Source organism: Microbacterium sp. TPU 3598, from assembly GCF_002356155.1.
GTDB classification, from domain to species: Bacteria; Actinomycetota; Actinomycetes; order Actinomycetales; family Microbacteriaceae; genus Microbacterium; species Microbacterium maritypicum_A.
The window spans coordinates 2350044-2371383 of record NZ_AP017975.1 but is presented as its reverse complement, the minus strand read 5'-3'; the positions used below and the strand labels follow the sequence as shown (position 1 = coordinate 2371383).

Annotated in this window: 21 protein-coding genes; 15 read left to right on the top strand and 6 right to left on the bottom strand. The window is 65.8% G+C overall.

Going from position 1 to position 21340, the window contains the following annotated elements:
* The 4 genes from MST3598_RS11280 to MST3598_RS11265 are packed head-to-tail and all read left to right on the top strand — an operon-like array spanning window position 1 to window position 3339.
* Window positions 1-1206, top strand: coding sequence for an ABC transporter ATP-binding protein (locus MST3598_RS11280; protein WP_029258284.1), 1206 nt, complete (start codon window positions 1-3; stop codon window positions 1204-1206).
* Complete coding sequence (locus MST3598_RS11275) at window positions 1203-2216, top strand: glycosyltransferase family 2 protein (RefSeq protein WP_029258283.1); 1014 nt, start codon at window positions 1203-1205, stop codon at window positions 2214-2216. Before MST3598_RS11280 ends, MST3598_RS11275 begins: the two co-directional genes overlap by 4 nt.
* Before the next feature lie 32 nt (window positions 2217-2248).
* Window positions 2249-2971 carry a glycosyltransferase family 2 protein gene (locus MST3598_RS11270; RefSeq protein ID WP_231479881.1) on the top strand — a complete coding sequence of 241 codons (723 nt, stop codon included), beginning with the start codon at window positions 2249-2251 and terminating at the stop codon, window positions 2969-2971.
* Window positions 2968-3339, top strand: coding sequence for a DUF2304 domain-containing protein (locus MST3598_RS11265; RefSeq protein ID WP_029258281.1), 372 nt, complete (start codon window positions 2968-2970; stop codon window positions 3337-3339). Before MST3598_RS11270 ends, MST3598_RS11265 begins: the two co-directional genes overlap by 4 nt.
* A gap of 125 nt (window positions 3340-3464) precedes the next feature.
* On the opposite strand, the gene MST3598_RS11260 is transcribed toward MST3598_RS11265, so the two are convergent.
* On the bottom strand, window positions 3465-4949 hold the full coding sequence (locus MST3598_RS11260; RefSeq protein ID WP_029258280.1) for a DUF2142 domain-containing protein: 1485 nt from the start codon (window positions 4947-4949) through the stop codon (window positions 3465-3467).
* Window positions 4950-5130: 181 nt separating this feature from the next.
* Between MST3598_RS11260 and MST3598_RS11255 the strand changes: the two genes are divergently transcribed.
* Entirely contained in the window at window positions 5131-6210 is a 1080-nt protein-coding gene (locus MST3598_RS11255) for a glycosyltransferase (RefSeq protein ID WP_051670920.1), read from the top strand.
* A complete protein-coding gene (locus MST3598_RS11250; protein ID WP_029258278.1) occupies window positions 6207-7286 on the top strand; it encodes a UDP-N-acetylglucosamine 2-epimerase in 1080 nt (359 codons plus the stop codon). The genes MST3598_RS11255 and MST3598_RS11250 overlap by 4 nt, the downstream gene beginning before the upstream one ends.
* 3 nt (window positions 7287-7289) lie before the next feature.
* Here MST3598_RS11250 and MST3598_RS11245 read toward each other — a convergent pair whose 3' ends face one another.
* Window positions 7290-8567, bottom strand: coding sequence for a lipopolysaccharide biosynthesis protein (locus MST3598_RS11245; protein WP_051668007.1), 1278 nt, complete (start codon window positions 8565-8567; stop codon window positions 7290-7292).
* Window positions 8568-8757: 190 nt separating this feature from the next.
* Here MST3598_RS11245 and MST3598_RS11240 point away from each other — a divergent pair, with 190 nt between their 5' ends.
* From MST3598_RS11240 to MST3598_RS11215, 6 genes are read left to right on the top strand one after another with little or no spacing between them, the layout of a single operon-like run.
* Window positions 8758-9366: an acyltransferase gene (locus tag MST3598_RS11240; protein ID WP_029258276.1), complete on the top strand. Its 609-nt coding sequence runs from the start codon at window positions 8758-8760 to the stop codon at window positions 9364-9366.
* Window positions 9363-10460, top strand: a complete 1098-nt coding sequence (locus tag MST3598_RS11235; protein ID WP_029258275.1) for a DegT/DnrJ/EryC1/StrS family aminotransferase — start codon at window positions 9363-9365, stop codon at window positions 10458-10460. The genes MST3598_RS11240 and MST3598_RS11235 overlap by 4 nt, the downstream gene beginning before the upstream one ends.
* Complete coding sequence (locus tag MST3598_RS11230; RefSeq protein WP_029258274.1) at window positions 10460-11464, top strand: Gfo/Idh/MocA family protein; 1005 nt, start codon at window positions 10460-10462, stop codon at window positions 11462-11464. The genes MST3598_RS11235 and MST3598_RS11230 overlap by 1 nt, the downstream gene beginning before the upstream one ends.
* The gene (gene glf / locus MST3598_RS11225) at window positions 11445-12596 is read left to right on the top strand and encodes a UDP-galactopyranose mutase (RefSeq protein WP_029258273.1); all 1152 of its coding nucleotides are present in this window, start codon (window positions 11445-11447) and stop codon (window positions 12594-12596) included. The genes MST3598_RS11230 and glf overlap by 20 nt, the downstream gene beginning before the upstream one ends.
* A 10-nt stretch (window positions 12597-12606) precedes the next feature.
* Window positions 12607-13425, top strand: coding sequence for an ABC transporter permease (locus MST3598_RS11220; protein WP_029258272.1), 819 nt, complete (start codon window positions 12607-12609; stop codon window positions 13423-13425).
* A complete protein-coding gene (locus MST3598_RS11215; RefSeq protein ID WP_029258271.1) occupies window positions 13425-14159 on the top strand; it encodes an ABC transporter ATP-binding protein in 735 nt (244 codons plus the stop codon). The genes MST3598_RS11220 and MST3598_RS11215 overlap by 1 nt, the downstream gene beginning before the upstream one ends.
* Window positions 14160-14181: 22 nt before the next feature.
* On the opposite strand, the gene MST3598_RS11210 is transcribed toward MST3598_RS11215, so the two are convergent.
* A complete protein-coding gene (locus MST3598_RS11210) occupies window positions 14182-14748 on the bottom strand; it encodes a hypothetical protein (protein WP_096359578.1) in 567 nt (188 codons plus the stop codon).
* A complete protein-coding gene (locus MST3598_RS11205; RefSeq protein ID WP_029258269.1) occupies window positions 14745-15713 on the bottom strand; it encodes a glycosyltransferase family 2 protein in 969 nt (322 codons plus the stop codon). The genes MST3598_RS11210 and MST3598_RS11205 overlap by 4 nt, the downstream gene beginning before the upstream one ends.
* Window positions 15714-15887: 174 nt before the next feature.
* On the opposite strand from MST3598_RS11205, the gene galE reads away from it, so the two are divergent.
* On the top strand, window positions 15888-16877 hold the full coding sequence (gene galE / locus MST3598_RS11200) for a UDP-glucose 4-epimerase GalE (RefSeq protein ID WP_036271433.1): 990 nt from the start codon (window positions 15888-15890) through the stop codon (window positions 16875-16877).
* 13 nt (window positions 16878-16890) lie between these two features.
* On the opposite strand, the gene MST3598_RS11195 is transcribed toward galE, so the two are convergent.
* Both MST3598_RS11195 and MST3598_RS11190 read right to left on the bottom strand, forming a co-directional pair.
* Window positions 16891-18189 (bottom strand): O-antigen ligase family protein, encoded by a 1299-nt coding sequence (locus tag MST3598_RS11195; protein ID WP_021199826.1) that lies wholly within the window; start codon window positions 18187-18189, stop codon window positions 16891-16893.
* Complete coding sequence (locus tag MST3598_RS11190) at window positions 18186-19601, bottom strand: O-antigen ligase family protein (protein ID WP_029258266.1); 1416 nt, start codon at window positions 19599-19601, stop codon at window positions 18186-18188. The genes MST3598_RS11195 and MST3598_RS11190 overlap by 4 nt, the downstream gene beginning before the upstream one ends.
* 68 nt (window positions 19602-19669) lie before the next feature.
* Here MST3598_RS11190 and manA point away from each other — a divergent pair, with 68 nt between their 5' ends.
* Entirely contained in the window at window positions 19670-20800 is a 1131-nt protein-coding gene (manA, locus tag MST3598_RS11185; RefSeq protein ID WP_029258265.1) for a mannose-6-phosphate isomerase, class I, read from the top strand.
* A gap of 164 nt (window positions 20801-20964) precedes the next feature.
* Window positions 20965-21285, top strand: coding sequence for a WhiB family transcriptional regulator (locus MST3598_RS11180; protein ID WP_081859749.1), 321 nt, complete (start codon window positions 20965-20967; stop codon window positions 21283-21285).
* The last annotated feature ends 55 nt before the right edge of the window (window positions 21286-21340 follow it).

Here is a 21340-nt window from a genome sequence, read left to right as displayed (position 1 = left end):
ATGACAGAAAGCACGACACACGTCTTCGATGTGCCCGCACCCGAGGTGATCCGGGTCGCCAACGTGTCCAAGCGCTTCACGGTGCGAAAGGACTCCTCGCTCAAAGAGCGAGTCGTCACCCTCGGTCGCGCCGGGAGACAGCATCGTCAGGATTTCTGGGGCTTGAGTGACGTCAGCCTCGGTATCAGCGCCGGCACGACGATCGGCCTGATCGGCCACAACGGTTCGGGCAAGAGCACACTGCTCAAGGTGCTGGGTGGCATCATCCAGCCGACAGAGGGAACCGTCGAGCAGCGCGGGCGCGTGGCCGCTCTTCTCGAGCTCGGCGCTGGCTTCCATCCCGACCTGACGGGCCGGGAGAACGTCTTCCTGAACGGTTCGGTTCTTGGCCTCAGCAGAGAAGAGGTGGAGGAGCAGTTCGCCGCGATCCTCGAGTTCTCCGGCGTCGGCGATTTCATCGACACACAGGTGAAGTTCTACTCCTCCGGCATGTATGTCCGGCTGGCGTTCGCGATCGCCGTGCACACGGACCCGGACATCCTGCTCGTCGATGAGGTACTCGCCGTCGGCGATGAGCAGTTCCAGGAGAAGTGTCTCGCGAAGATCCGCGAGTTCCAGACCGAGGGCCGCACGATCATCATCGTGAGCCATGCCTTGGACCAGATCTCCTCGCTCTGCGACCGTGTCGTCGTCATGGACAAGGGCAAGCTCGTCTACGACGGGATCCCGGTGACGGCGATCGAGCGGTTCCGCGAACTTCTCGCGGAGAACGCCGTCGGACAGGCGCGACCGGATCAGATCTCCCGCGCACTCGAGATCCGCTCCATCGAGATCCTCGGGAAGAGCGGCACGGACATCGCCCAGCTCCGGGCGGGTGACGACGTCAACCTGCGCGTCGACGTCGAGATGCTTCGACCGATCGAGCGCTGGGCGATCGGGTTCAGCGTCGATTCGTCGCTGGGGCAGATCGCACTCGCATCGAACACCGACATGCTCGACATCGAGCTCGCGCCGCTCACGGCATCTCGCGACGTGTCGATCACCTTCACGACGGACGGGCTCAGCCCGGGGCATTACTCGATCAACGTGAACGCGTCGGGAATCAGCGAACCGACCTCGCACGGCCTGATGAACGGCGCGGAGTTCGAGATCCTGGGCGATGTTCTCTCCGTCGGTCCTGTGGCGACATCCGTGCGCATCACATGAATGCGGAGAAGACCCCGCGAGGCCCGCTGGTCTCGATCGTCGTGCCGGTCTACAACTCGGGCGTGCATCTGCTTCCGTGCGTCCGCTCTATCCTCGCGCAGACTCACGAGAACATCGAGGTCATCCTCATCGATGATGGGTCGACGGACGAATCCGGAGCACTCTGCGACGCATTGGCTCTGGAAGACCGCCGTGTCGTCGTGCGCCATCAGGCGAACGGCGGCATCGCTTCCGCGCAGAACGCGGGTGTCGATCTGGCGACGGGAGAATTCATCACCTTCTGCGACAACGATGACCTCATGGCGCCGCGCATGCTGGAGCGCCTCGTGGGCCTGATCGAGTCGACAGGTGCCGACATGAGTTGCTGTCGGTGGCGGAACATCGGGGCGAGCCAGGGAGAAGCCGAACTGGCCAAGCACAGCGATGACCCGTTCGGGACGTCGATCGTCTTCCACGACGCGGCCAGGGCCTACCAGACGGTGTTCTCCGTCGCCGTGCGTCGCCTCTTGCGAGTGGAGCTCAAGTACTTCAGCGAAGCGAACTGGGGGAAGCTCTACCGGTCGCACCTGTTCGAGGGGGTCCGGTTCCCTGATGGGCGCTACGCTCAGGATGTCGCCGTCGCGATGACGCTGTATGAACGTATGTCGAAGGTCGTGTCCTGCAGTGATGCGCTCTACTACTGGCTTCAGCGTGGAGACAGCGTGTCGCACGCGGTGAAGTCGACCCGCTACTACTCCGACATCGTCCATGCTCATCTGGCCTCTTTCGACACGGCGCTGCGCATGGGAATCACCCCGGCCCGGGCATATTCGGGTCTGAAGACCCTCCGCTTCGAACGCCGCAGCGCGACGACAGCGCGGGATCGCGCGATCTACTCCGAAGATGTCGCGGCGGTACGCGCGCGGCTGAAGCGGTTGAGCCTCGGGCAGCGGCTGCTGTGCGCGGTGCTGTATCTTCAGCGCGCGATCGAGGTGCAGATCTACAACAGGACAGTCCATCGGCGTCGCTGACGTCGACGGCATCGCTATTAGGATGGCTAACCGTGGCGAAAGTGAATGAACGAGTGTTGGTGATCGTTCCCGCGTGGAACGAGGAGAAGAACGTCGGCCACACTGTTGCGGAGATCCTCGATGCCGACGACCGATATGACGTGATCGTGGTGGATGACGGATCGACCGATGCCACGGTGGCGGTCGCCAAGGCCGCCGGAGCCACGGTGCTCCCGCTGCCGTTCAACCTCGGCGTCGGTGGAGCGATGAAGACGGGGTACACCTACGCCCAGCGGCACGGATATGAGCGCGCGATTCAGGTCGACGCGGACGGCCAGCACAATCCCGCGAACATCGCCGAGGTTCTCGGAGGCCTTGAGAAGGCAGACATCTCGATCGGCGCGCGGTTCGCAGAGGTCGGTGACTATGCGGTCCGCGGGCCTCGCAAGTGGGCGATGCTCTTCCTCGCCTCCGTGGTCTCACGAGTGGCAGGTACCAAGCTCACCGACGTCACCAGCGGTTTCCGCGCGGCCAACTCCCGTGCGATCGCGCAATACGTCCGCTACTACCCGGCGGAGTACTTGGGTGACACCATCGATTCGCTCGTCGCCGGCGCTCATGCCGGTCTCACGGTGACGCAGGTCCCCGTCGCCATGCGCCCGCGTGTGCACGGGCGTCCTTCGCAGGGTGCGATCGGTTCCACCATCTATCTGTTCCGTTCCGTGTTCGCACTCGGGCTCGCGCTGATGCGCGGACGTCGAAAGGCCACCGCATGATCGTCTACGTCGGTATCGCGTCGGCCCTGTTCATCCTGGCCATCATCGTCTGGATGCTCCTGAGCAAGCGCCTCCGCGAAAAGTACGCGGTGCTCTGGCTCATCATCGGCGTCGCGATGCTCATCCTCACGGTGTTCCCGGACCTGCTCTTCTGGCTGTCGAACGTCCTCGGAGTCCAGGTGCCGTCGAACCTGCTCTTCGTCGGTGCGATCGCCCTCCTCGTCGGTGTCACCCTTCACCAGTCATGGGAGCTCTCCACCGCAGAGGACGAAACGCGACGAGTGGCCGAAGAAGTCGCGATCCTGCGTGCGGAAGTCGACGCGCTCAGGGCCGAGGGCGCGACTGGCGGGAATCAGATCCGCGACTGACGCGGAACGTCGCGTCAGTCGGCCCCGTGATGATCGCCGGCTCCACCGTCTCTCCGCAGTGCCGCGTCATCACGGTGTGTCGACTCCGTGGCCTCGGCCGAAAGCCGCTCGCACCGGGTTCGCCTTCACGCGCGGGCGAGCTCCGGTTCTTCCATGACGCGCAGGACGGCGCGGTTTCGACTGCTCCAGGCGACCCACGCAAAGGTCGTCAGCGCGATGGCGAAGGCGAGAGAGCCGACGACCCAGACCGTCATGGGTGAGATCGGCGTATTCCACCACCATTCGGCATCGCGGTCGAGGTTCAAACCGGGGTTGTCGAGCCCAGTGATGTAGCGGCGCATATTGATGTTGAGCGCCAGGCTGTTGGCCACCGACAGACCGGCGACGACGATCATCAGCTGCACTCGGCTCATCGAGACGTTCGCTCGACGCAGGCCCACAAGGGCGATTCCGACGAACATGATCATCATCGGGTACACGTAGCGCGGCTGCACGCCGGTTCCGACCATTACCCCCTCCCGAACGAGGATGTACATCGGGACCACGATGAGACCAGCTGCCACTCCGGCCAGCGCGAGCCATTTGCGCGGAGTGCCTTTCTTGAAGCCCCAGAAGACCACTCCGGCCACCATCGACACCGACGTCACCCAGACAAGAGGCGGCATCGGCGTGTCGAACCAGCCGAGGCCCCAGGAGCCGAGGGCGCCGGCCCAGAGGAGGGGGAGCAGCTGCAGGTTACCGACGATCAGCTGGTAGAGGCTCTGCGCTCCGCGCTCCGTCTCGGCCGTGAGGACCCCGGACTGCCCACTGGTCAGGAACAGCGATGCCGCGATGATAACGAGGGCGACAGGCAGGAGGAGCTCGAGCAGGAACCGCTTGTCACGACGCCAGCCGAGCACGATGGCGACGGCAACGGCGAGGACACCGTACGCGGCCGAGTCGCTTCGCGCGCCAGCGCCGATGACCATCAACAGGACGGCCAATGCCGCGAGACCGATCTTCTTGCGCCCGGTCTGCACAAAGAAACCCCACGTTGCCAGCCACAACCCGCAGGCCTGGATGATCGACCAGGAACTCGGATTCACGCTGGGGATCAGGAAGACGCCGAGCGGCACCAGGGCGACCAGTGAGCCCCACACCACGAGGTGCCTCATTCGCCACGGCAAGAGGAAGAAGAGGGCCGTCAGGACGCCGACGAAGAGCAGAGCGTTGATGGAACGCATGAGGATGATGGACACCGAGAGGTCCGGTCCGACGAAGGTGGTCATGACCGCGTAGAAGACAGGCGGGTAGCCGTTGTCCAGCCAGTTACCGCGGGTGGTCGGCTCCATGTTCGTCTCGTCGAGCGGGCAAGTCGCCGCCTGGCCGGAGTGGAAGGCGAAGCAGGCAGCGGCTTTGACGACATCGCCAGGGAGCTCACGGGTCGTCGCATCCTCGGTCAGCTCGCACTGTCCATCGACGGGACCGGACGCGCACCAGATGCTGCCCATATGGTAGTCCTCGTCCGGGCTCGAACCCGGAGGGGAGGAGACTCCCCAGGCGAGCAACGCGACAAGCAGCGCGAGGGGGGCGAGAACTGCTGCAACGATCTGTCGAGTCCGGCGGGTCATCGCGGAGGGGCTCCTCGTTCAGGGAAGCGACGCTGCCGACGAGTTGTTTCGGTGGCACAGAAAGTCGCGGGTATTGTTGGGTGGTGCGTGTTTACCGTGTCCCATCATATCTGCGTGCCCGGCCGCCACTTGGATGCACCGCCGACGTTGCACGGGCGCCATCACCGGCAGGGTCTGTGCGATGACGCTCGCTGGTGACACGAGCGTGAGCGTTGTCATCCCGTCGTACAATTCGGCGCGATGGCTCCCGTCGACTCTCGACGCTCTGGCCGTCGCGGTACGCCAGGCCGATGCGGGCGTCGAGGTGATCGTCGTCGACGACGGCAGCGATGACGGGTCTGGCGGTGTCGTCGAGCGGCTGGCCGCCGATTTCCCCGGGGACCTCGTGGTGGTGCGCCAAGAGAACAGTGGACGCTTTCTCGCACGCTGGGCCGGGATCGAGCGGGCACGAGGGGAGCACATCCTCCTCCTGGATTCGCGCGTCATCATCGCACCGGGCGCACTCTCGTACCTTCTCTCCGCGGTCGCCGCCGATCCGAAGCCGGCCGGGTGGAACGCTCACGTCCACACCGACCCTGCCTCGCCTCTCGTCGGCCGATTCTGGGAGGTCCCGACATTCGTGTTCTGGGGTCGGTATCTGCGCGATCCTCGCCCGTATGACCTCACGCCCGCCACTTTCGACTCTGCGCCGAAGGGGACGGGCGCCTTCCTCGCCCGGAAGGAAGTCCTCGTCGCGGCGTTCACGCAGGCTTGGCCCGAGGGCGATGCCAAACTCATCTCCGATGACACCAAGATCCTGCGGTGGATAGCCCAAAACGGTGGAATCCGCCTCGATCCCGGCTTCTCTGCGACGTACCGTCCTCGGACCACAGTCGGCGGCTTCGTGCGGCATTCATTCGACCGGGGGACGCTGTTCGTCGACAGCTATGCGGGCACCTCGGCGGTCCGCTCGATCGTGCTGCTGCTCGCAGCGATCGGCCCGATCCTCGCGATCGCCGCGATCGTGTGGCTGGCCGTCGCCGGGAGCGGAGTCGTGGCTCTCGCCCTCGTCGCGGTCCTGGTGCTCCTCTTGCTCGCCCCACTCATCCCCGCGGCGATCAATCGATGCCCGCCGCAGGCCCTGCTGTCATACGTCACCTACATCCTGGTCTTCCTCGTCCCGTTCTGGAGCGGCCTCCTCCGAGGTATCGTCGTCCATCGTGGCGCCTTCCTCGATCGATCGAGATCCCAGGGACCCGTTGCCGGAAAGGCGCATCAATGATCATCTTCATCTACGGAACGACCGCCGAAGCGATCAAGATCGCCCCGGTCGTCCGCCGCTTGACCGACAAGGGGATCCCGGTGCAGCACTGGGTGACCCAGCAGCACACCGAGTCGCTGCGAAAGGCGATGCCCGAGCTGGGCTTCCCCGCGCCGACCGAAGTGATCGCCAACGGCTTCCGCGGCAAGCCCCTCAAGTCTCCGGTGCAGATGCTCGGGTGGATGTTCGACGTGGCCCGCTGGTCGGTCGGTAACATCCGCCGCATCCGCAAGACACTCCCTGCGGACTCGGTCGTCATCGTCCACGGTGACACCATGACGACGGTGCTCGGAACGTTCATCGGACGTCGACTCAAAGTGCCGGTCGCGCATGTCGAGGCCGGTCTGCGCTCCGGCAACTGGCGACACCCGTTCCCCGAGGAGCTCGACCGACGCATCGTCGGGCGCTTCGCCGATATCCACTACGTGCCCACTGAAGAGGCAGCGGAAAACCTCGCGAAGCAGCGCAATGTCGTGCTGACGCACGGGAACACGGCGAAGGATGCCGTGCGGGATGCGGCGGGGGACGCCGCCGCCGAGACGGAACCCTACGGCCTGGTCCTGCTGCACCGTTTCGAGTTCATCTCCAACGCGGCACTGGTGACCGAAACGCTGCAGACGTTGGATGCGAACACACCTTTGCCCTTGCGTCTCATCGTCGATGCATACTCGCGAGACGCGATCGAGCAGACGATCCGTGACCTCGGTCTGACGAAGTTCACGGTGATGCCCAAACTCGAGCACAGCCAGTTCGTCGCCGCACTGCGCTCGGCCAGCTTCGTCGTGACCGACTCCGGGGGAATCCAGCAGGAGGCCGCCGTGTTCGGCATTCCGACCCTCGTTCACCGTAAGGTGTCCGAGAGCCGTGAGGGTATCGGCACCAGCGCGGTCCTGTCGGGCTGGGAGCAGAAGGCCGTCGCCGATTTCCTGGCGAACGCAGACGACTATCGGGTCATCGACGTCGACCCGGGGGCATCGCCATCCGACATCATCGTGGCAGATCTCATCTCTCGCGGCCTCGCGAAGCCCGCGGTCTGAGCCCTAGGCGACGAGCGTGCGCCGGAGGCGCCGTGCGTTGCGCATGTCGATCGCGAAGAAGGCGACCAGCACGACCGTGCCGATCGCCGCGTAGGAGATCAGCATCGCGGTCAGGTTCGGGATCGTGAGAGTGAAGGCGATCCACTGTGCCACGGCGGCGGCGACGAGAAGGGCTGCTGCGCCTCGCGATGCCGAGCTGGTCATCTTGATCATCATTCCTTGAGCGGCGATCCAGGGGAGATACGCGAGCGCGGTCGGTACGAGCAGGTCCGCCGCCGGCGCGTAGTCGGGCTTGTAGATGAGGCCGATGATCCAGTCGCCGAGCACGAGGAACACCAGGATCATCACGATGCTCGTCGCAAGGGAGAGCCCGAGTGTGGCGAGCACTCCGATGCGGGAGAGCGCCGGGTTGTCGCGGTGCTTGACGAAGCGCGGGAGCAGATAGAGGGAGAGGGTCGAGGGCAGCAGGAACCCTGTCTTCACGAGCACGATGGCCGAGGCGTAGAAACCTGCCAGATCTTCGGGGGCACCGGCCCGGAGGAAGATCACATCGGAGCTCGTCAACCAGGCGAAGGCGACGCTGAGCACCACGATCGCGATCCCGGACGAGGTGAAGACGCCGTTCCGGGGCCGCGGCACTTTTCTCGCTGTCCAGACGCCGCCGACGACAGCGACGACGAGTGCCGCGAGAACCGCCCCCATGATCCCGCCGAGACCGGTACCGACGGAGATCGCCAGAACGGCGAAGAGCACGCGGGCCACCTGCGAGAAGGTGGACCACCAGACGGCCTGAGCGACCTTGCCCGATCCTTGCAGCAGTCCCATCGCGTCGGCGAAGACGAAGCTCAGTGGAATCGTCGCTGCGGCGGCCAGGATGACGAGGGGCGTGGTGTTGAGCGTCGATGCGAGCCACGGCGACAGGACCGCGACGACGGCGCCGCCTCCGAGTCCGAGGAAGATCGCATCGAGCGGCCAGTGCTGTTCTCGTCTGGGCGTGTCTTCCGACGCGGAGAGAGCATGAGCCGTCTGGACGGTGATGGTGCTCTGAAGGGATGCGCTGCCGATCGCCGCGACGTTCACGATCACGAGGAAGGCCGCGAGGAGGCCGAGATCTGCGGGGGAGATGAATCGAGCGCTGACGAGCTGGAACGCGAACGAGGCCACGATGCCGAGCACGCTGGCGACGCCCACAGCCATCAGGGCCTTCGCGTGAGTGCGAACGTGAGAGCGCATCCCCGGTGCCTCTGGACGCGGTTCGATCGCCGATTCGTTCTCAGCCATCTGCCGATACTCCTGACCTTGTTCGCGCGCTCATGCGGGCGCGACGCGTGGGCGCACCGGTATCTGCGCCGCCGCAATGATACTCGGCGGGTCTGGGCGCCGGCTGTCGGGCAGCGCGCTCACACAGGTTCCCGGGCGGGGGAGGGTAAGGTTCTTCTTTGTGACACCCTCTCCACACGTTGACCCTGCGGTGCCTGTCGCCGGCGGAACTCGGATAGCCGACAGTGCTGATGTCTCGCCGGATGCGGTCATCGGAATCGGAAGCTCGATCTGGCATCTGGCGCAGGTCCGAGAGAACGCGATCCTTGGAGAGAACTGCATCGTCGGACGCGGTGCGTACATCGGTACGGGCGTGCGCATGGGCGACAACTGCAAGGTCCAGAACTACGCGCTCGTCTACGAGCCGGCCGTGCTCGGTCACGGCGTGTTCATCGGACCTGCGGTGGTTCTCACGAACGACACGTATCCTCGCGCCGTCACCCCCGACGGCCAGCTGAAGTCCGCACACGACTGGGAACCCGTCGGCGTCGTCATCGGAGACGGCGCGTCCATCGGTGCGCGTGCGACCTGTGTGGCCCCGGTCACGATCGGCGCGTGGGCAACGGTCGCGGCCGGCGCTGTCGTCGTGAAAGACGTCCCCGATTTCGCGCTGGTCGTCGGAGTGCCGGCGCGTCGGGTCGGATGGGTCGGCAAGGCCGGCGTGCCCCTCACGGAAACCGAACCCGGCGTCTGGGTGTGCCCGACGACCGGCTCCCGCTATCTCGAGACGGATGGCGTTCTCGCATTGGAGGAACGATGACGGAATTCATCCCCGCGGCGAAGCCGCTGATCGGCGACGAGGAACGAGCGGCCGTCGACCGCGTGCTGCTGAGCGGCATGGTGGCTCAGGGGCCCGAAGTCGCGGCATTCGAAAGCGAGTTCTCCGACCACTTCGTGGAAGGACTTCCCGTCATCGCGGTCAACTCTGGCACCTCGGGTCTGCACCTCGGCCTGCTCGCCGCCGGCGTCGGCCCGGGCGACGAGGTCATCGTCCCGTCCTTCACCTTCGCGGCCACCGCCAACGCGGTGGCGCTCACTGGGGCGACGCCCGTCTTCGCGGACATCGAGCCCGAGACGTTCACGCTGGACCCCGCCGCCGTCGACGCGGCGGTCACCGATCGCACCCGCGGCATCCTTCCCGTGCACCTCTACGGTCACCCCGCTCGTATGAATGAACTCGTCGAGATCGCCCAGAGACGCGGACTCGCGCTCTACGAAGATGCGGCACAGGCGCACGGCGCCGCGCTGAACGGTCGCCCAGTGGGCACGTTCGGCACGATGACGATGTTCTCGCTCTACCCGACGAAGAACATGACCAGCGGCGAGGGCGGCATGGTCGTGACCGCCGATGAGGAGACCGCGCGCCGTGTGCGGCTGCTGCGGAACCAGGGCATGGAACGTCAGTACGAGAACGAGCTGATCGGCTTCAATGCACGAATGACCGACATCCACGCCGCGATCGGGCGCGTGCAGTTGACGAAGGTCGATGCCTGGACCGAGACGCGTCGATCGAACGCCGCGTTCCTGGATGCCAACCTCGAGGGCGTCACCGTCCCCCCGATCGCCGAGGGCGCGAGGCACGTGTACCACCAGTACACGATCCGTGTCGAGGACGACCGGGACGGATTCGTGAAGGCGCTCAGGGAGGAGCACTCGATCGGCAGTGGGGTCTACTATCCGATTCCCAACCACCGGCTTCCCTCTCTCGAGCAGTACGCGCCCGGCCTCGACCTCCCGCAGACCGAGCGGGCGGCCCGCGAGGCGGTCTCGCTTCCGGTGCACCCCTCACTCTCGGCAGTCGACCTCGAACGGATCATCGCTGCGGTGAACGCTCTCGCCGGAGCCGGCAGCTGATGGCCGCGCTGAAGGCCGGTCTCCTCGGCGTGGGGTCCATGGGGCGCCATCACGCGCGCATCCTCCGCGACATCGAGGGCGTCGAACTCGTCGCGGTCGCAGATCCCGGTGGCGATCCGTATCGTGTCGCTGGCGGAATCCCGCTCCTCGCGAACGTCCAGGAGCTGATCGCCGCCGGTATCGACATCGCCGTCGTCGCCATCCCGACCAGGTTCCATGCTGAAGCCGCTCTCGCTCTCGCGGATGCGGGCGTGCACACGCTGGTAGAGAAGCCGATCGCGGACGACAGCGTCTCGGGGCACCGCGTGAGCGAGGAGTTCGAAGCACGCGGACTCGTCGGTGCCGTCGGCCACGTCGAACGCTTCAACCCTGCGCTCCAGCAGCTTCGTCGTCGACTCTCCGAGGGGGATGCAGGAGCGGTCTATCAGATCGCCACCCGGCGCCAGAGCACGTTCCCAGCCCGTATCGGCGATGTGGGTGTGGCCAAGGACCTGGGCACCCATGACATCGACCTCACGGCATGGGTCGCTCAGTCGGTGTACTCCTCGATCAGCGCACAGACCGCGTTCAAGAGCGGTCGGGAGTTCGAGGACATGATCGCGATGACGGGACGTCTCGAGAGCGGCATCATCACCAACCACCTCATCAACTGGCTCAGCCCCATGAAGGAGCGAGTCACTCTCGTGACGGGCGAGCGCGGCACCTTCGTCGCAGACACCGCCACCGGGGACCTCACGTTCCACGCGAATGGGACCGAGTTGTTCGAATGGGATTCGGTCTCCACGTTCCGCGGTGTGTCCGAAGGTGATGTGACGCGCTTCGCCTTCGCGAGGCGTGAACCGCTCCGCGCGGAGCTCGAGGCCTTCCGTGATGCTGTCCTCGGCCAGCCCAGCGAACTGTCGACGATGAGCGAGGCGGTCCACACCCTCGAGGTCGTCGAGTCCGCCCTCGAATCCGCGCGCGACGGCGGAAGGCTGGTGCGCATTGGGCGCGAGAAGCACTGATCTCCTCATCGTCGGCTCCGGCTTCTTCGGCCTGACGATCGCCGAGCGCGCCGCGAACGCCGGCCGCAAGGTCACGGTCATCGACCGTCGCTCTCACATCGGTGGCAACGCCTACAGCGAGGCCGAGCCGGAGACGGGCATCGAGGTGCATCGCTATGGAGCGCACCTCTTCCACACGTCGAACCCGACGGTGTGGGAGTACGCCAACCGCTTCACGTCGTTCACCAACTACGTGCACCGCGTCTACACGACCCACAAGGGCACTGTGTTTCCGATGCCGGTGAATCTCGGCACGATCAATCAATTCTTCCAGTCCGCATACACGCCCGACGAAGCGCGTGCGCTGATCAGGGAGCAGGCGGGGGAGTTCGATGCGAAGACCGCCGCCAACTTCGAGGAGAAGGGCATCGCTCTCGTGGGGCGCCCGTTGTTCGAGGCCTTCTTCCGCGACTACACGGCGAAGCAGTGGCAGACCGACCCGCAGAAGCTGTCCGGTGATATCGTCAGCCGCCTTCCCGTGCGCTACACCTACGACAACCGCTACTTCAATGACACGTGGGAGGGCCTCCCGACCGACGGCTACACCGCGTGGCTCGAGCGGATGGCAGATCATCCGAACATCGACGTGCAGCTGGATGTGGACTACTTCGACGAGTCCCAGCCGTTCAACAAGAAGGACACGGTCGGACAGGTTCCCATCGTGTACACCGGTCCCGTCGATCGCTATTTCGACTATACGGAAGGCGCGCTGAGCTGGCGGACCTTGGACTTCGAACAGGAGGTCCTCGACGTCGGGGACTTCCAGGGCACGAGCGTCATGAACTATCCCGACATGGATGTGCCCTACACCCGCATCCACGAGTTCAAGCACTTCCACCCGGAGCGCAGGGACGTCTACGACTCGGACCGCACGGTGATCATGCGGGAGTTCTCTCGGTTCGCTGAACGCGGGGATGAGCCCTACTACCCCGTGAACACCGCCGCGGACCGTGGCGGTCTCCTGGCCTACCGAGAGCTCGCTCGGGGCGAGACAGATGTCCACTTCGGCGGGCGTCTGGGGACCTACCAGTACCTCGACATGCACATGGCCATCGGCTCGGCGCTGTCGATGTGGAACAACAGTCTCTCGTAGACTCGACATCGTGAGTCACGCTGCTGTCGGGGCGCCCGGGACGCCCCGGCGATATCTGCATTCGTTGTGGCTGTTGTCGTCCCGCGACCTGAAGGTCCGCTATTCGACCAGCCTCCTCGGCTATCTCTGGTCGGTGCTCGATCCCCTCGTCATGAGCGCGATCTACTGGTTCGTGTTCACCCAGGTCTTCAAGCGCGACGTCGGTGAAGAGCCCTACATCATCTTCCTGATCAGCGCATTGCTGCCCTGGGTGTGGTTCAACGCCTCGGTCTCGGACTTCACCCGTGCATTCAAGAAAGACGCGCGGCTGGTGCGATCGACCGCCATCCCGCGCTCCATCTGGGTGAATCGCATTGTGCTCAGCAAGGGCATCGAGTACCTGTTCTCGCTGCCGGTGCTCGTGCTGTTCATCGTCGTCAACCTGTTCGTCGAGCTCGACCCGGGACGAACCGTGCATGTCGGCTGGGGCATCCTGTGGATGCCCGTGGCGATGATTCTGCAGACCATCCTCCTGGTCGGCCTGGGCCTGCTCGTCGCCCCGCTCTGCGTGCTCTTCGTCGACCTCGAACGCACGACGGCGCTGATCTTGCGGGCGATGTTCTACGCCACGCCGATCATCTACAACGTCACCGATCTTCCCGGCATCTTCCAGACCCTCGGAGCTTTCAACCCCCTCGCGGGCATCATGATGCTCTATCGCATGCCGTTCTTCCCTGATCAGTGGAATCCGTTCACTCTGACGATCAGCGTCGTCATGAGTCTGTTGGTCCTCGGACTGGGCATCTGGACATTCCGGAGCCTGGAACGACCCGTCCTGAAGGAGCTGTGATGGGCGCGGCCATCGAAGTGCGGGGGCTCGGCGTCCACTTCCGTCGTAACAGACGCGGAAACCGCAGTTTCAAGGATCTCTTCGCCGGGGCATCGCGTCGCTCCCGTCCGGGTGAGTTCTGGGCGCTGCGCGATGTCTCCTTCTCGGTGCAACCCGGGGAGTCCATCGGCGTCGTCGGGCGCAACGGTCAGGGCAAGTCGACCCTTCTCCGCCTGGTCGCGAAGGTGCTGCTGCCCGACGAGGGGACGGTTGCCGTCAACGGCGGCGTGGCTCCCCTCATCGAGATCACCGGAGGATTCGTCGGGGATCTCACGGTGCGAGAGAACGTCCGTCTCACCTCCGGCCTCCACGGCATGTCACGCGACGAGGTCACCCGCCGCTACGACGGCATCATCGAGTTCGCCGAGCTCGCCGGATTCGAGGACACCCCGTACAAGCACCTGTCGAACGGGATGAAGGTGCGGCTCGCGTTCGCCGTCGTGTCGCAGCTCGACGAACCCATCCTGCTCGTCGATGAGGTGCTGGCGGTCGGGGACAAGGCCTTCCGTGAGAAGTGCTACACCCGGATCGACGAGCTGCTGGCCGAGGGGCGCACGCTCTTCTTCGTGAGTCACAACGAGCGCGACCTCCGGCGTTTCTGCACTCGAGGGCTGTACCTCGACAAGGGTGCGCTGGTCCTGGACGCACCGATCACCGAGGTGCTCGACAGGTACAACGCCGACTACAACTCCTAGTCGTGGCTCGGGGCGCGTGTGGTCAGAGCCCCACGAGGCTCTGAAGATCCTGAACGGCCGCGCGAGCGGCATCCACGGAATCGGCCGTGTCGGACTCCGAGAGGATGGCAGCTCGAAGCTCCGTGAGGCGCTGCGAATAAGCCATGACGCCATCACGCCACTTCTGGTCGATCGACGAGGGCGGCGGCGCGTCGGATAGGCGACGTGCGTCCTGCTGCAGGGAGTCCACGACGGCAAGGGCGTCGTCAGGGTTCGACTCGGAGACGATGTCGAGGCCCTGCGGTGCATCCGACAGCCAGCCCCCGACCTGCTCGCGGAAGGTGTCGACGGTCGGATCGGCCGGAGATGGAGGTGTGGTCTGCGGTGTCGGCTCCTCTGCGGGCGACGACGGTGACGCGGTCGCTGTCGGGCGGGGAGAATCACTCGCCCTCGGTTCCAGAGACCCGCCGTGGGGGAGGAGGAAGAACACCAGCGCGCCGAGGATAGCGAGCCCGGCGATCGCGAGGCCGACGATCAGCCAGATTCGGCCCCTGTTCCTCGGCTTCGGTTCGATCGGTGCCCACCGGAGCTCGGGGGACGGCTCACTCATGAGGCGTCTTCCAGCGCGGGCATGGGCTTCCAGGAGCGGTCGCGGCTGATCTTGCGGCCTTCCTTGAGCCCGCGGAACAGGTTGCTCGTGCCGCGAACGGTGCGCTCGACGAAGAAGAGGCGGATGAGTTCCTTCGCGAAGGTCATCCCGGTGCCGAGTCCGAACAGCACGGGGTTGTAGTTGTCGTGCACACGGTAGTAGTGCTTGATGTAGGCGCGATTGCGCATGATGTAGAAGCGGTAGGCGTTGCTCGAGGCGTTCATGTGGCGGATGCCCATGTCCCACTGCTTGATCTCGCGTGTGCGGCGCAGCACGAACTCGTCGACGATGACGGCCGTGGTCTTTCGCGAGGCCAGCCACCCGTACATCTGGTCATCCCAGTAGATGAAGAAGCGGTGGTCGGGCAGGCCGATCTGCTTCACGACCGATCGGTGGATGAACATGCCTTCGAAGCAACCGCTGTTCATCTCCTTGAAGCCGGAGTCGTCGAAGCCCGAGGGAGCGAAAGGGATCGGGATGCCCATGCGCTCCGCGATGCGGTACTGCCAGTAGAACTCGCTGCCGTCGTAGTCGTAGCGGCGACCCTGGATGCTCTTGAAACGAGGGGCCCACTTGCCCATCTTCGCGAGACCGTCAGGAACGACCTCGACATCGTCGTCCATCATCCAGATCCACTCGGATCCGAGCTCATACGCGGTGCGCATGCCCTCGCTGAACCCGCCGGAGCCTCCCGTGTTCGTCTCCAAGCGGCGATACACCACCTCGGTGCCGATGGTGTCGCGGAAGGATTCGACCACGTCGGTCGTGTCGTCGGAGGAGGCATTGTCGATGATCACGACGCGCCCGGGTTTCGGGTCCATCGCCGTGATGCTGGTGAGAAGTCCGGTGAGCAGATGCGATCTGTTGAAGGTGACGACGACGATCGTCGCCGCTTTCGGATCGAATGCAGCGGGCGCCGCGGTCATACCTTCTCCTCGAAGATCGATGGCAGTTCAGGGGGCTGAGGGCTCCGTCACCACGTGTCACCGTCGGGGACGATGCGGGACATGACGAGCAGTGAGTAGCCTACCGTCCGCTCCCTCGGGATCAGCGGAGAGGCTCACCTCGGCCGCAGAGAGACGATGGCTAGACTGGCTGCGATGAAGGTATTGATCACCGGCGGCGCCGGATACATCGGATCCACTGTCGCCACCGCGTGCATCGAGGCGGGGATGCAAGTGGTCATCCTCGACGACCTGTCCACGGGCCTTCGAGCGTTCTGTGAGGGGCGCGATCTCTATGAGGGCGACATCGCCGACCCGGAGATCCTGACCCGTCTCCTTTCGGATCACCCCGACATCGATGCTGTCGTCCACTGCGCGGCCCGCATCGTGGTGGCCGAATCGGTAACCGACCCCCTCGGCTACTACGACACCAACGTGGGCAGGACCATCGTGCTGCTCCAGCGGCTTCGTGACGCGGGTGTCTCCCGCATCGTGTTCAGCTCCTCGGCGGCGGTGTACGCGGGGGAGAGCGGTCAGGGCGCCGACGAGAACAGCCCCCTCGCACCGTCCAGTCCCTACGCCACGACAAAGGCCATGGTCGAGCAGATCTTGAAGGACGCGGCGACGAACGACGACTTCCGCGCGATCGCTCTCCGCTACTTCAATCCGATCGGAGCCGATCCGCAGATGCGTACCGGCCTGCAGAACCCCCTGCCCTCGCACGCGCTGGGGAAGATCATGCGGGCCCGCGCGACCGGTGAGCCGTTCTCGATCACGGGCACCGACTGGCCCACCCGCGACGGCTCAGGGCTGCGCGACTACATCCATGTCTGGGACCTTGCGCTCGCGCACGTGGCCGCTGTCCAGAGGTTCGACGACGTCTCCACACCCGATGAGCCCTACCAGGTGATCAATATCGGTACAGGGGAGGGCGTGACCGTCCGCGAGCTCGTGGCGGCGTTCGAGCGCGTCACCGGTGAGCCCCTTCCCACGATCGACACCGATCGCCGCCCCGGAGACCAGGCGGGCGCCTTCGCGATCGTCGATCGCGCGGCGGATGTCCTGGACTGGCGTGCGGAGCGCTCTGTGGACGACGGCGTGCGCGACGCGATCACCTGGGCGGCGAAGCTTCCCTCGGTGCGCTGACGACGCTCTCCGGCTACTCCTGCGGACGCAGCGTCGGGATGGCGCCCGTATGCGCCGCATCGATGTTCTCGCGCCACGACCGCGATTGCCCGGCACGCAGGGCGCACAGCACGAGCATGAACCACCCGGCGCCGACGAGCGTGAAGCTCTCGAACATCGAGTCGACCGCCAGGGTCACGAGCATGATCGGGGTCCACGCGTAGACGACCGATCGTCGTGTGCTCGCCACGAGCCAGGAGCGGATCAGGGCGACACCGCCCAGGAGCAGGAACACCACCAGGCCCGCGGCGCCGAGTTGCAGGAGCACGTCGAAGAACGCGTTGAGCGCGCTCTGGTGGCGATCGTCGAGCTGGAAGTTGATGTAGGTGAACGGGTATTCGCCGCGAGCCCAGTCACCGAACCATCCCCAGCCCTGGATCGGCTTCACCGCGACGAAGTCCAGGATGGTGTTCCACAGCGAGGCGCGGAGCGAGAAGTCGGATCCGGCGTCGAGCAGGGCGATGATCTGGTGGCGCAGCGCGAAGCCGGCAGCGAGAGCGAGGGTGACCACGACCCCGAGCATCCATTGCACGATCGTCCGTCGTTCCGGAGGCGCATGCCGGACGATCGTGAGCGCCACCGTGACGACGCCCACGGCACCGGCGAGCACCAGGACGGTCGGAGAGGAGGAGAGCACCGCCAGGAACCCCGCGAGCCCTATCGAGATCACGGCGAGCGGTGCGTTCACCGATTGCGTCCGCCACTCGATCACGAACGTGATCAGTGCGATCACCGCGATGAACCCGAGCATGTTGCGACTGCCGAACAGCCCCTGGATCGGGCCGCCCGCCGCGAGGTCGCCCTGCACGCCGAGGAATGTGAACGGCAGGTCGAGAAGCACGCCCGACAGGATCTCCACGGCGAGCGAGGCGGCGAGGAGCACCCGCAGCGTGTCTCCGATCGCCCGCACGGTCTGGAGGGTGTCCCGGATGTGTCCGATCGTGATCGCCAGGAACGCATAGCCGAACAGGGACATCCAGCCGAAGATCGTGTCGGACTTGTCCGTGCTCCAGAAGACGCTCACGAGGGCCCACGCGAGGAATGCGAGCAGCGACGACGGCGCGATGCGCAGAAGGGAGAGCTCGTCCCTGCGCACCCACAGGATCGCCGCGCCGAGCAGGCACAGCGCTGCGATGATCGTCGCCAGCGTGACGGCTGACGTCATCTGCCGGATCGCGTACGATCCGAACACCGCGGTCAGGGCAGCGAGCGTGAACGCACGAGCCAGCTCCACCGATCCGAGCAGGCGGACCATCGGGCGCGCCGGCGTCACGGCACCCGCCGCTGCCGAGCGCCGCGTTCGAACAGGAGGTCGCGCTCGCCGACGCCGACCAGCGGCACCGACTTGAGCTTGAACGACAGGAGCACCAGGAGCATCCACCCCCACAGCATGATCGGCGTGGACTCGGAGAAGCCCTGCACCAGCAGCACCACCGTGAACAGGCTGGGAAGCAGGGTCAGCGGGGAGAACGGTCGTGCGCCGTCGAGATCCCAGCGGGGACGGTCGACGGCGAAGAACCAGGAGCGCCACAGCAGCGTGCCGTACGCGACCGCCATGAGCACAACGCCGACGACACCGAGCTGGAGCAGGACGTCCAACCACATGTTGTGCGCGTGGAACACGGTGATGCCGTGGTCGGTGATCCACTCGTCGAAAGCGGGGTCCGTCGGGATCCAGGGGCTCGAGAAGCCGTTGCCGAAGATCGGGTGCTCACCGGCGCGCTGCAGCACCTTGGTCCAGATCTTGTCCGAACGGCCGGTCAGATCGGCGCTGCGGCCGAGGAGACCGAGCAGCGGCTCGCGCAGCAGCCAGACGCCCAGGGCCGCGATCGCCGCGCCGCCGATGGCCACGATGTAGATGCGCGTGCGTGCGCCGGGGGTGCGGGCGCGGCGCATCAGGAGTGCGACGACGAGGACCACTGCGACGGCGGCTGCGCACACCATCGCAGTGGCCGATGCCGTACGGAACAGGAAGTACGCGGCGAGGAGCATCCACAGGGCGAGCGTCGTGCGCCACCGCGCTCTGGCGGCGAACAGCACTCCGAATGTGATGATCGCGAAGAGCGAGATGATCGCCAGGAGATTCGCGTTTCCGACGATGCCCTGGATCCTGCCCCCGTCGAACAGGTTGTCGCGCACCCAGTACCACTGCGGATCGATCTTTCCGTCCGGGAGTTCGAGGAAGTTCGGCAGCAGCGGTCCATGAAGCACCAGAGAGACCCAGAGCTCGATCGCCAGGGAGAGGCCGAGGATCCATTTGAACGCGGAGGAGAGAGCGCGGACGATCTCATGCCAGGTCAGCACGTGGGCGATGAAGAGAGCGTTGACCGTGACCGACGCGAGCAGGACCCAGGTGATGAGCGTCGGCCCGCGCCACTGCGACCAGGCCACGGATACGAGCGCGAGGGTCGTGTAGCCGAGCGCGGTCCATGGCAGGCGACGCCAGCGGAAAGGCTGCGGCCGATTGCGGGCGAGCATCGGGACGCCGATGCCGAGCGTCGCCAGCGTGAAGACGGCGAGCGTGATCGCGGCGCCCTCCGGCCCGAGCAGGTTGTAGACGGCCGAGTGGGCGAAGGTCACGAAGAGCACGACGATCGCATACCCGCGCAGCATGAGATGCCCCGTCGACTCGCGCTCCGGCGCGGTGGGCGGGGCAGACACCGGATGCTTCGTGTACTGGGCCATCGCGTTCAGGCTACCGTCCCGCGCTCCCGACGTCGCTGAACGCGGCGACGCGGCTCTACGCTGGTGGCATGCTGCTGAGCCTCACCAACACGCCCCGTGATTACGCCTGGGGATCGGACTCCCTCCTCGCCGGACTCGAGGGACGCACACCGACCGGCGCTCCGGAGGCGGAGGTCTGGTTCGGCGATCACCCCGGTGACCCGGCCGACGTCGCCGGCGGTGGCACACTCGATCAGGTCACGGGAGGCACACTTCCCTACCTCCTCAAGCTGCTCGCGGCGGGACGCCCGCTCTCGATCCAGGTGCATCCGACGATCGAGCAGGCGCGCGCGGGGTGGGCGCGGGAGAGCGGTCTCGACGCCGACGACCCGCAGCGCAACTATCGGGATGACAACCACAAACCCGAACTCCTGGTGGCGCTCAGCGATCGATTCGAGTCGCTGAGCGGACTGCGTCCCGTCCCTGACACGCTTTTCTTGCTCGATGCGCTCGATGACAGCGGTGGGGTCCGACAGCTGCGCACACGTCTGAGTGCCGAGGGCGACGCCCTGCGCGACGTGATCGCCTGGCTGCTCGGCGGGGAGGCGGACGACGAGGTCGACGAGATCATCGGCGCGATCGTCACCGCCGCGGCTCGGGGCGAGGCGGGGGAGTGGAGCACGACGCTCCGCGCCATCGCCGACGTCGCGGCGACGTACCCGGGGGACCCGGGAGTCGTCGTGGCGCTCCTCATGAACCATGTGGTGCTCGAGCGTGGAGAGGGCGTGTTCCTGCGCGCCGGTCTGCTGCACGCCTATCTCTCCGGGCTCGGCGTCGAGATCATGGCCGCGAGCGACAACGTGCTTCGCGGCGGCCTCACGCCCAAGCGCATCGATGTGCCCGAGCTCCTGACCATCCTCGACACCACTCCCGGGGAGGTGCCGGTGCTGCGGGCAGAGAGCGCGGGGCCGGTCACGCCGTATCCCGTTCCGGTATCCGACTTCGCCCTCGAGCGCGTCGTGGTCGACGGAGCCGTCCTCACCCTCGACGTCTCCGGGCCGACGATGGTGCTCGCCACCGCGGGAGACGTCACCGTCTCTTCGGCCTCCGGGGACGAACTCGTGCTCGCGGTCGGCACGGTCGCCTTCGCCGACACGGACGAGGCGACCGTCACGCTCTCGGGCGTGGGCGAGGTCTTCATCGCCGGTCCCGGGCGATGATCCCCGCGGCCGATCACCGCATCCCGACACGCCGGTGATGGTCCATGAACCTTCAATAGTCGCTTGAGGGTTTACGATCCGCGACTTGACCGGAGCGAATGACACGGGTGTAATTAGTCATGCGCACGGCCCGCCGGGGGGCGGAGACAGGGTTGGAGATCGAGATGACGGGTTACCGTTCAGACGTACCGGAGAACTGGTTCGTCGATCCGATCAACCTCGGTGTTCCCGGGGTTCGACGCACCGATGCCGGCGATGACGACAACGCTCTCGCCTGGCAGAGCGACGCTCTCTGCTCGCAGACCGACCCGGAGGCGTTCTTCCCCGAGAAGGGTGGATCGACGAGGGACGCCAAGCGGATCTGCACGTCGTGCGACGTCCGCGGGGAGTGCCTGGAATACGCTCTCAACAACGATGAGCGGTTCGGCATCTGGGGTGGCCTGTCCGAGCGCGAGCGCCGGAAGCTCAAGCGCCGCGCGAGCTGAACGGACCCGCATCGGCGCGAGAGCGACGATGCCACCGGCTTCGCGGGCGCGCCGT

Excerpts from the sequence above, each read along its gene's own strand:
- MST3598_RS11280 (WP_029258284.1), top strand. The coding sequence starts at position 1 with ATGACAGAAAGCACGACACACGTCTTCGATGTGCCCGCACCCGAGGTG.
- MST3598_RS11275 (WP_029258283.1), top strand. The coding sequence starts at position 1,203 with ATGAATGCGGAGAAGACCCCGCGAGGCCCGCTGGTCTCGATCGTCGTG.
- MST3598_RS11265 (WP_029258281.1), top strand. The coding sequence starts at position 2,968 with ATGATCGTCTACGTCGGTATCGCGTCGGCCCTGTTCATCCTGGCCATC.
- MST3598_RS11260 (WP_029258280.1), bottom strand. The coding sequence starts at position 4,949 with ATGACCCGCCGGACTCGACAGATCGTTGCAGCAGTTCTCGCCCCCCTC.
- MST3598_RS11255 (WP_051670920.1), top strand. The coding sequence starts at position 5,131 with ATGACGCTCGCTGGTGACACGAGCGTGAGCGTTGTCATCCCGTCGTAC.
- MST3598_RS11250 (WP_029258278.1), top strand. The coding sequence starts at position 6,207 with ATGATCATCTTCATCTACGGAACGACCGCCGAAGCGATCAAGATCGCC.
- MST3598_RS11245 (WP_051668007.1), bottom strand. The coding sequence starts at position 8,567 with ATGGCTGAGAACGAATCGGCGATCGAACCGCGTCCAGAGGCACCGGGG.
- MST3598_RS11235 (WP_029258275.1), top strand. The coding sequence starts at position 9,363 with ATGACGGAATTCATCCCCGCGGCGAAGCCGCTGATCGGCGACGAGGAA.
- MST3598_RS11230 (WP_029258274.1), top strand. The coding sequence starts at position 10,460 with ATGGCCGCGCTGAAGGCCGGTCTCCTCGGCGTGGGGTCCATGGGGCGC.
- MST3598_RS11215 (WP_029258271.1), top strand. The coding sequence starts at position 13,425 with ATGGGCGCGGCCATCGAAGTGCGGGGGCTCGGCGTCCACTTCCGTCGT.
- MST3598_RS11210 (WP_096359578.1), bottom strand. The coding sequence starts at position 14,748 with ATGAGTGAGCCGTCCCCCGAGCTCCGGTGGGCACCGATCGAACCGAAG.
- MST3598_RS11205 (WP_029258269.1), bottom strand. The coding sequence starts at position 15,713 with ATGACCGCGGCGCCCGCTGCATTCGATCCGAAAGCGGCGACGATCGTC.
- galE (WP_036271433.1), top strand. The coding sequence starts at position 15,888 with ATGAAGGTATTGATCACCGGCGGCGCCGGATACATCGGATCCACTGTC.
- MST3598_RS11190 (WP_029258266.1), bottom strand. The coding sequence starts at position 19,601 with ATGGCCCAGTACACGAAGCATCCGGTGTCTGCCCCGCCCACCGCGCCG.
- manA (WP_029258265.1), top strand. The coding sequence starts at position 19,670 with ATGCTGCTGAGCCTCACCAACACGCCCCGTGATTACGCCTGGGGATCG.
- MST3598_RS11180 (WP_081859749.1), top strand. The coding sequence starts at position 20,965 with ATGACGGGTTACCGTTCAGACGTACCGGAGAACTGGTTCGTCGATCCG.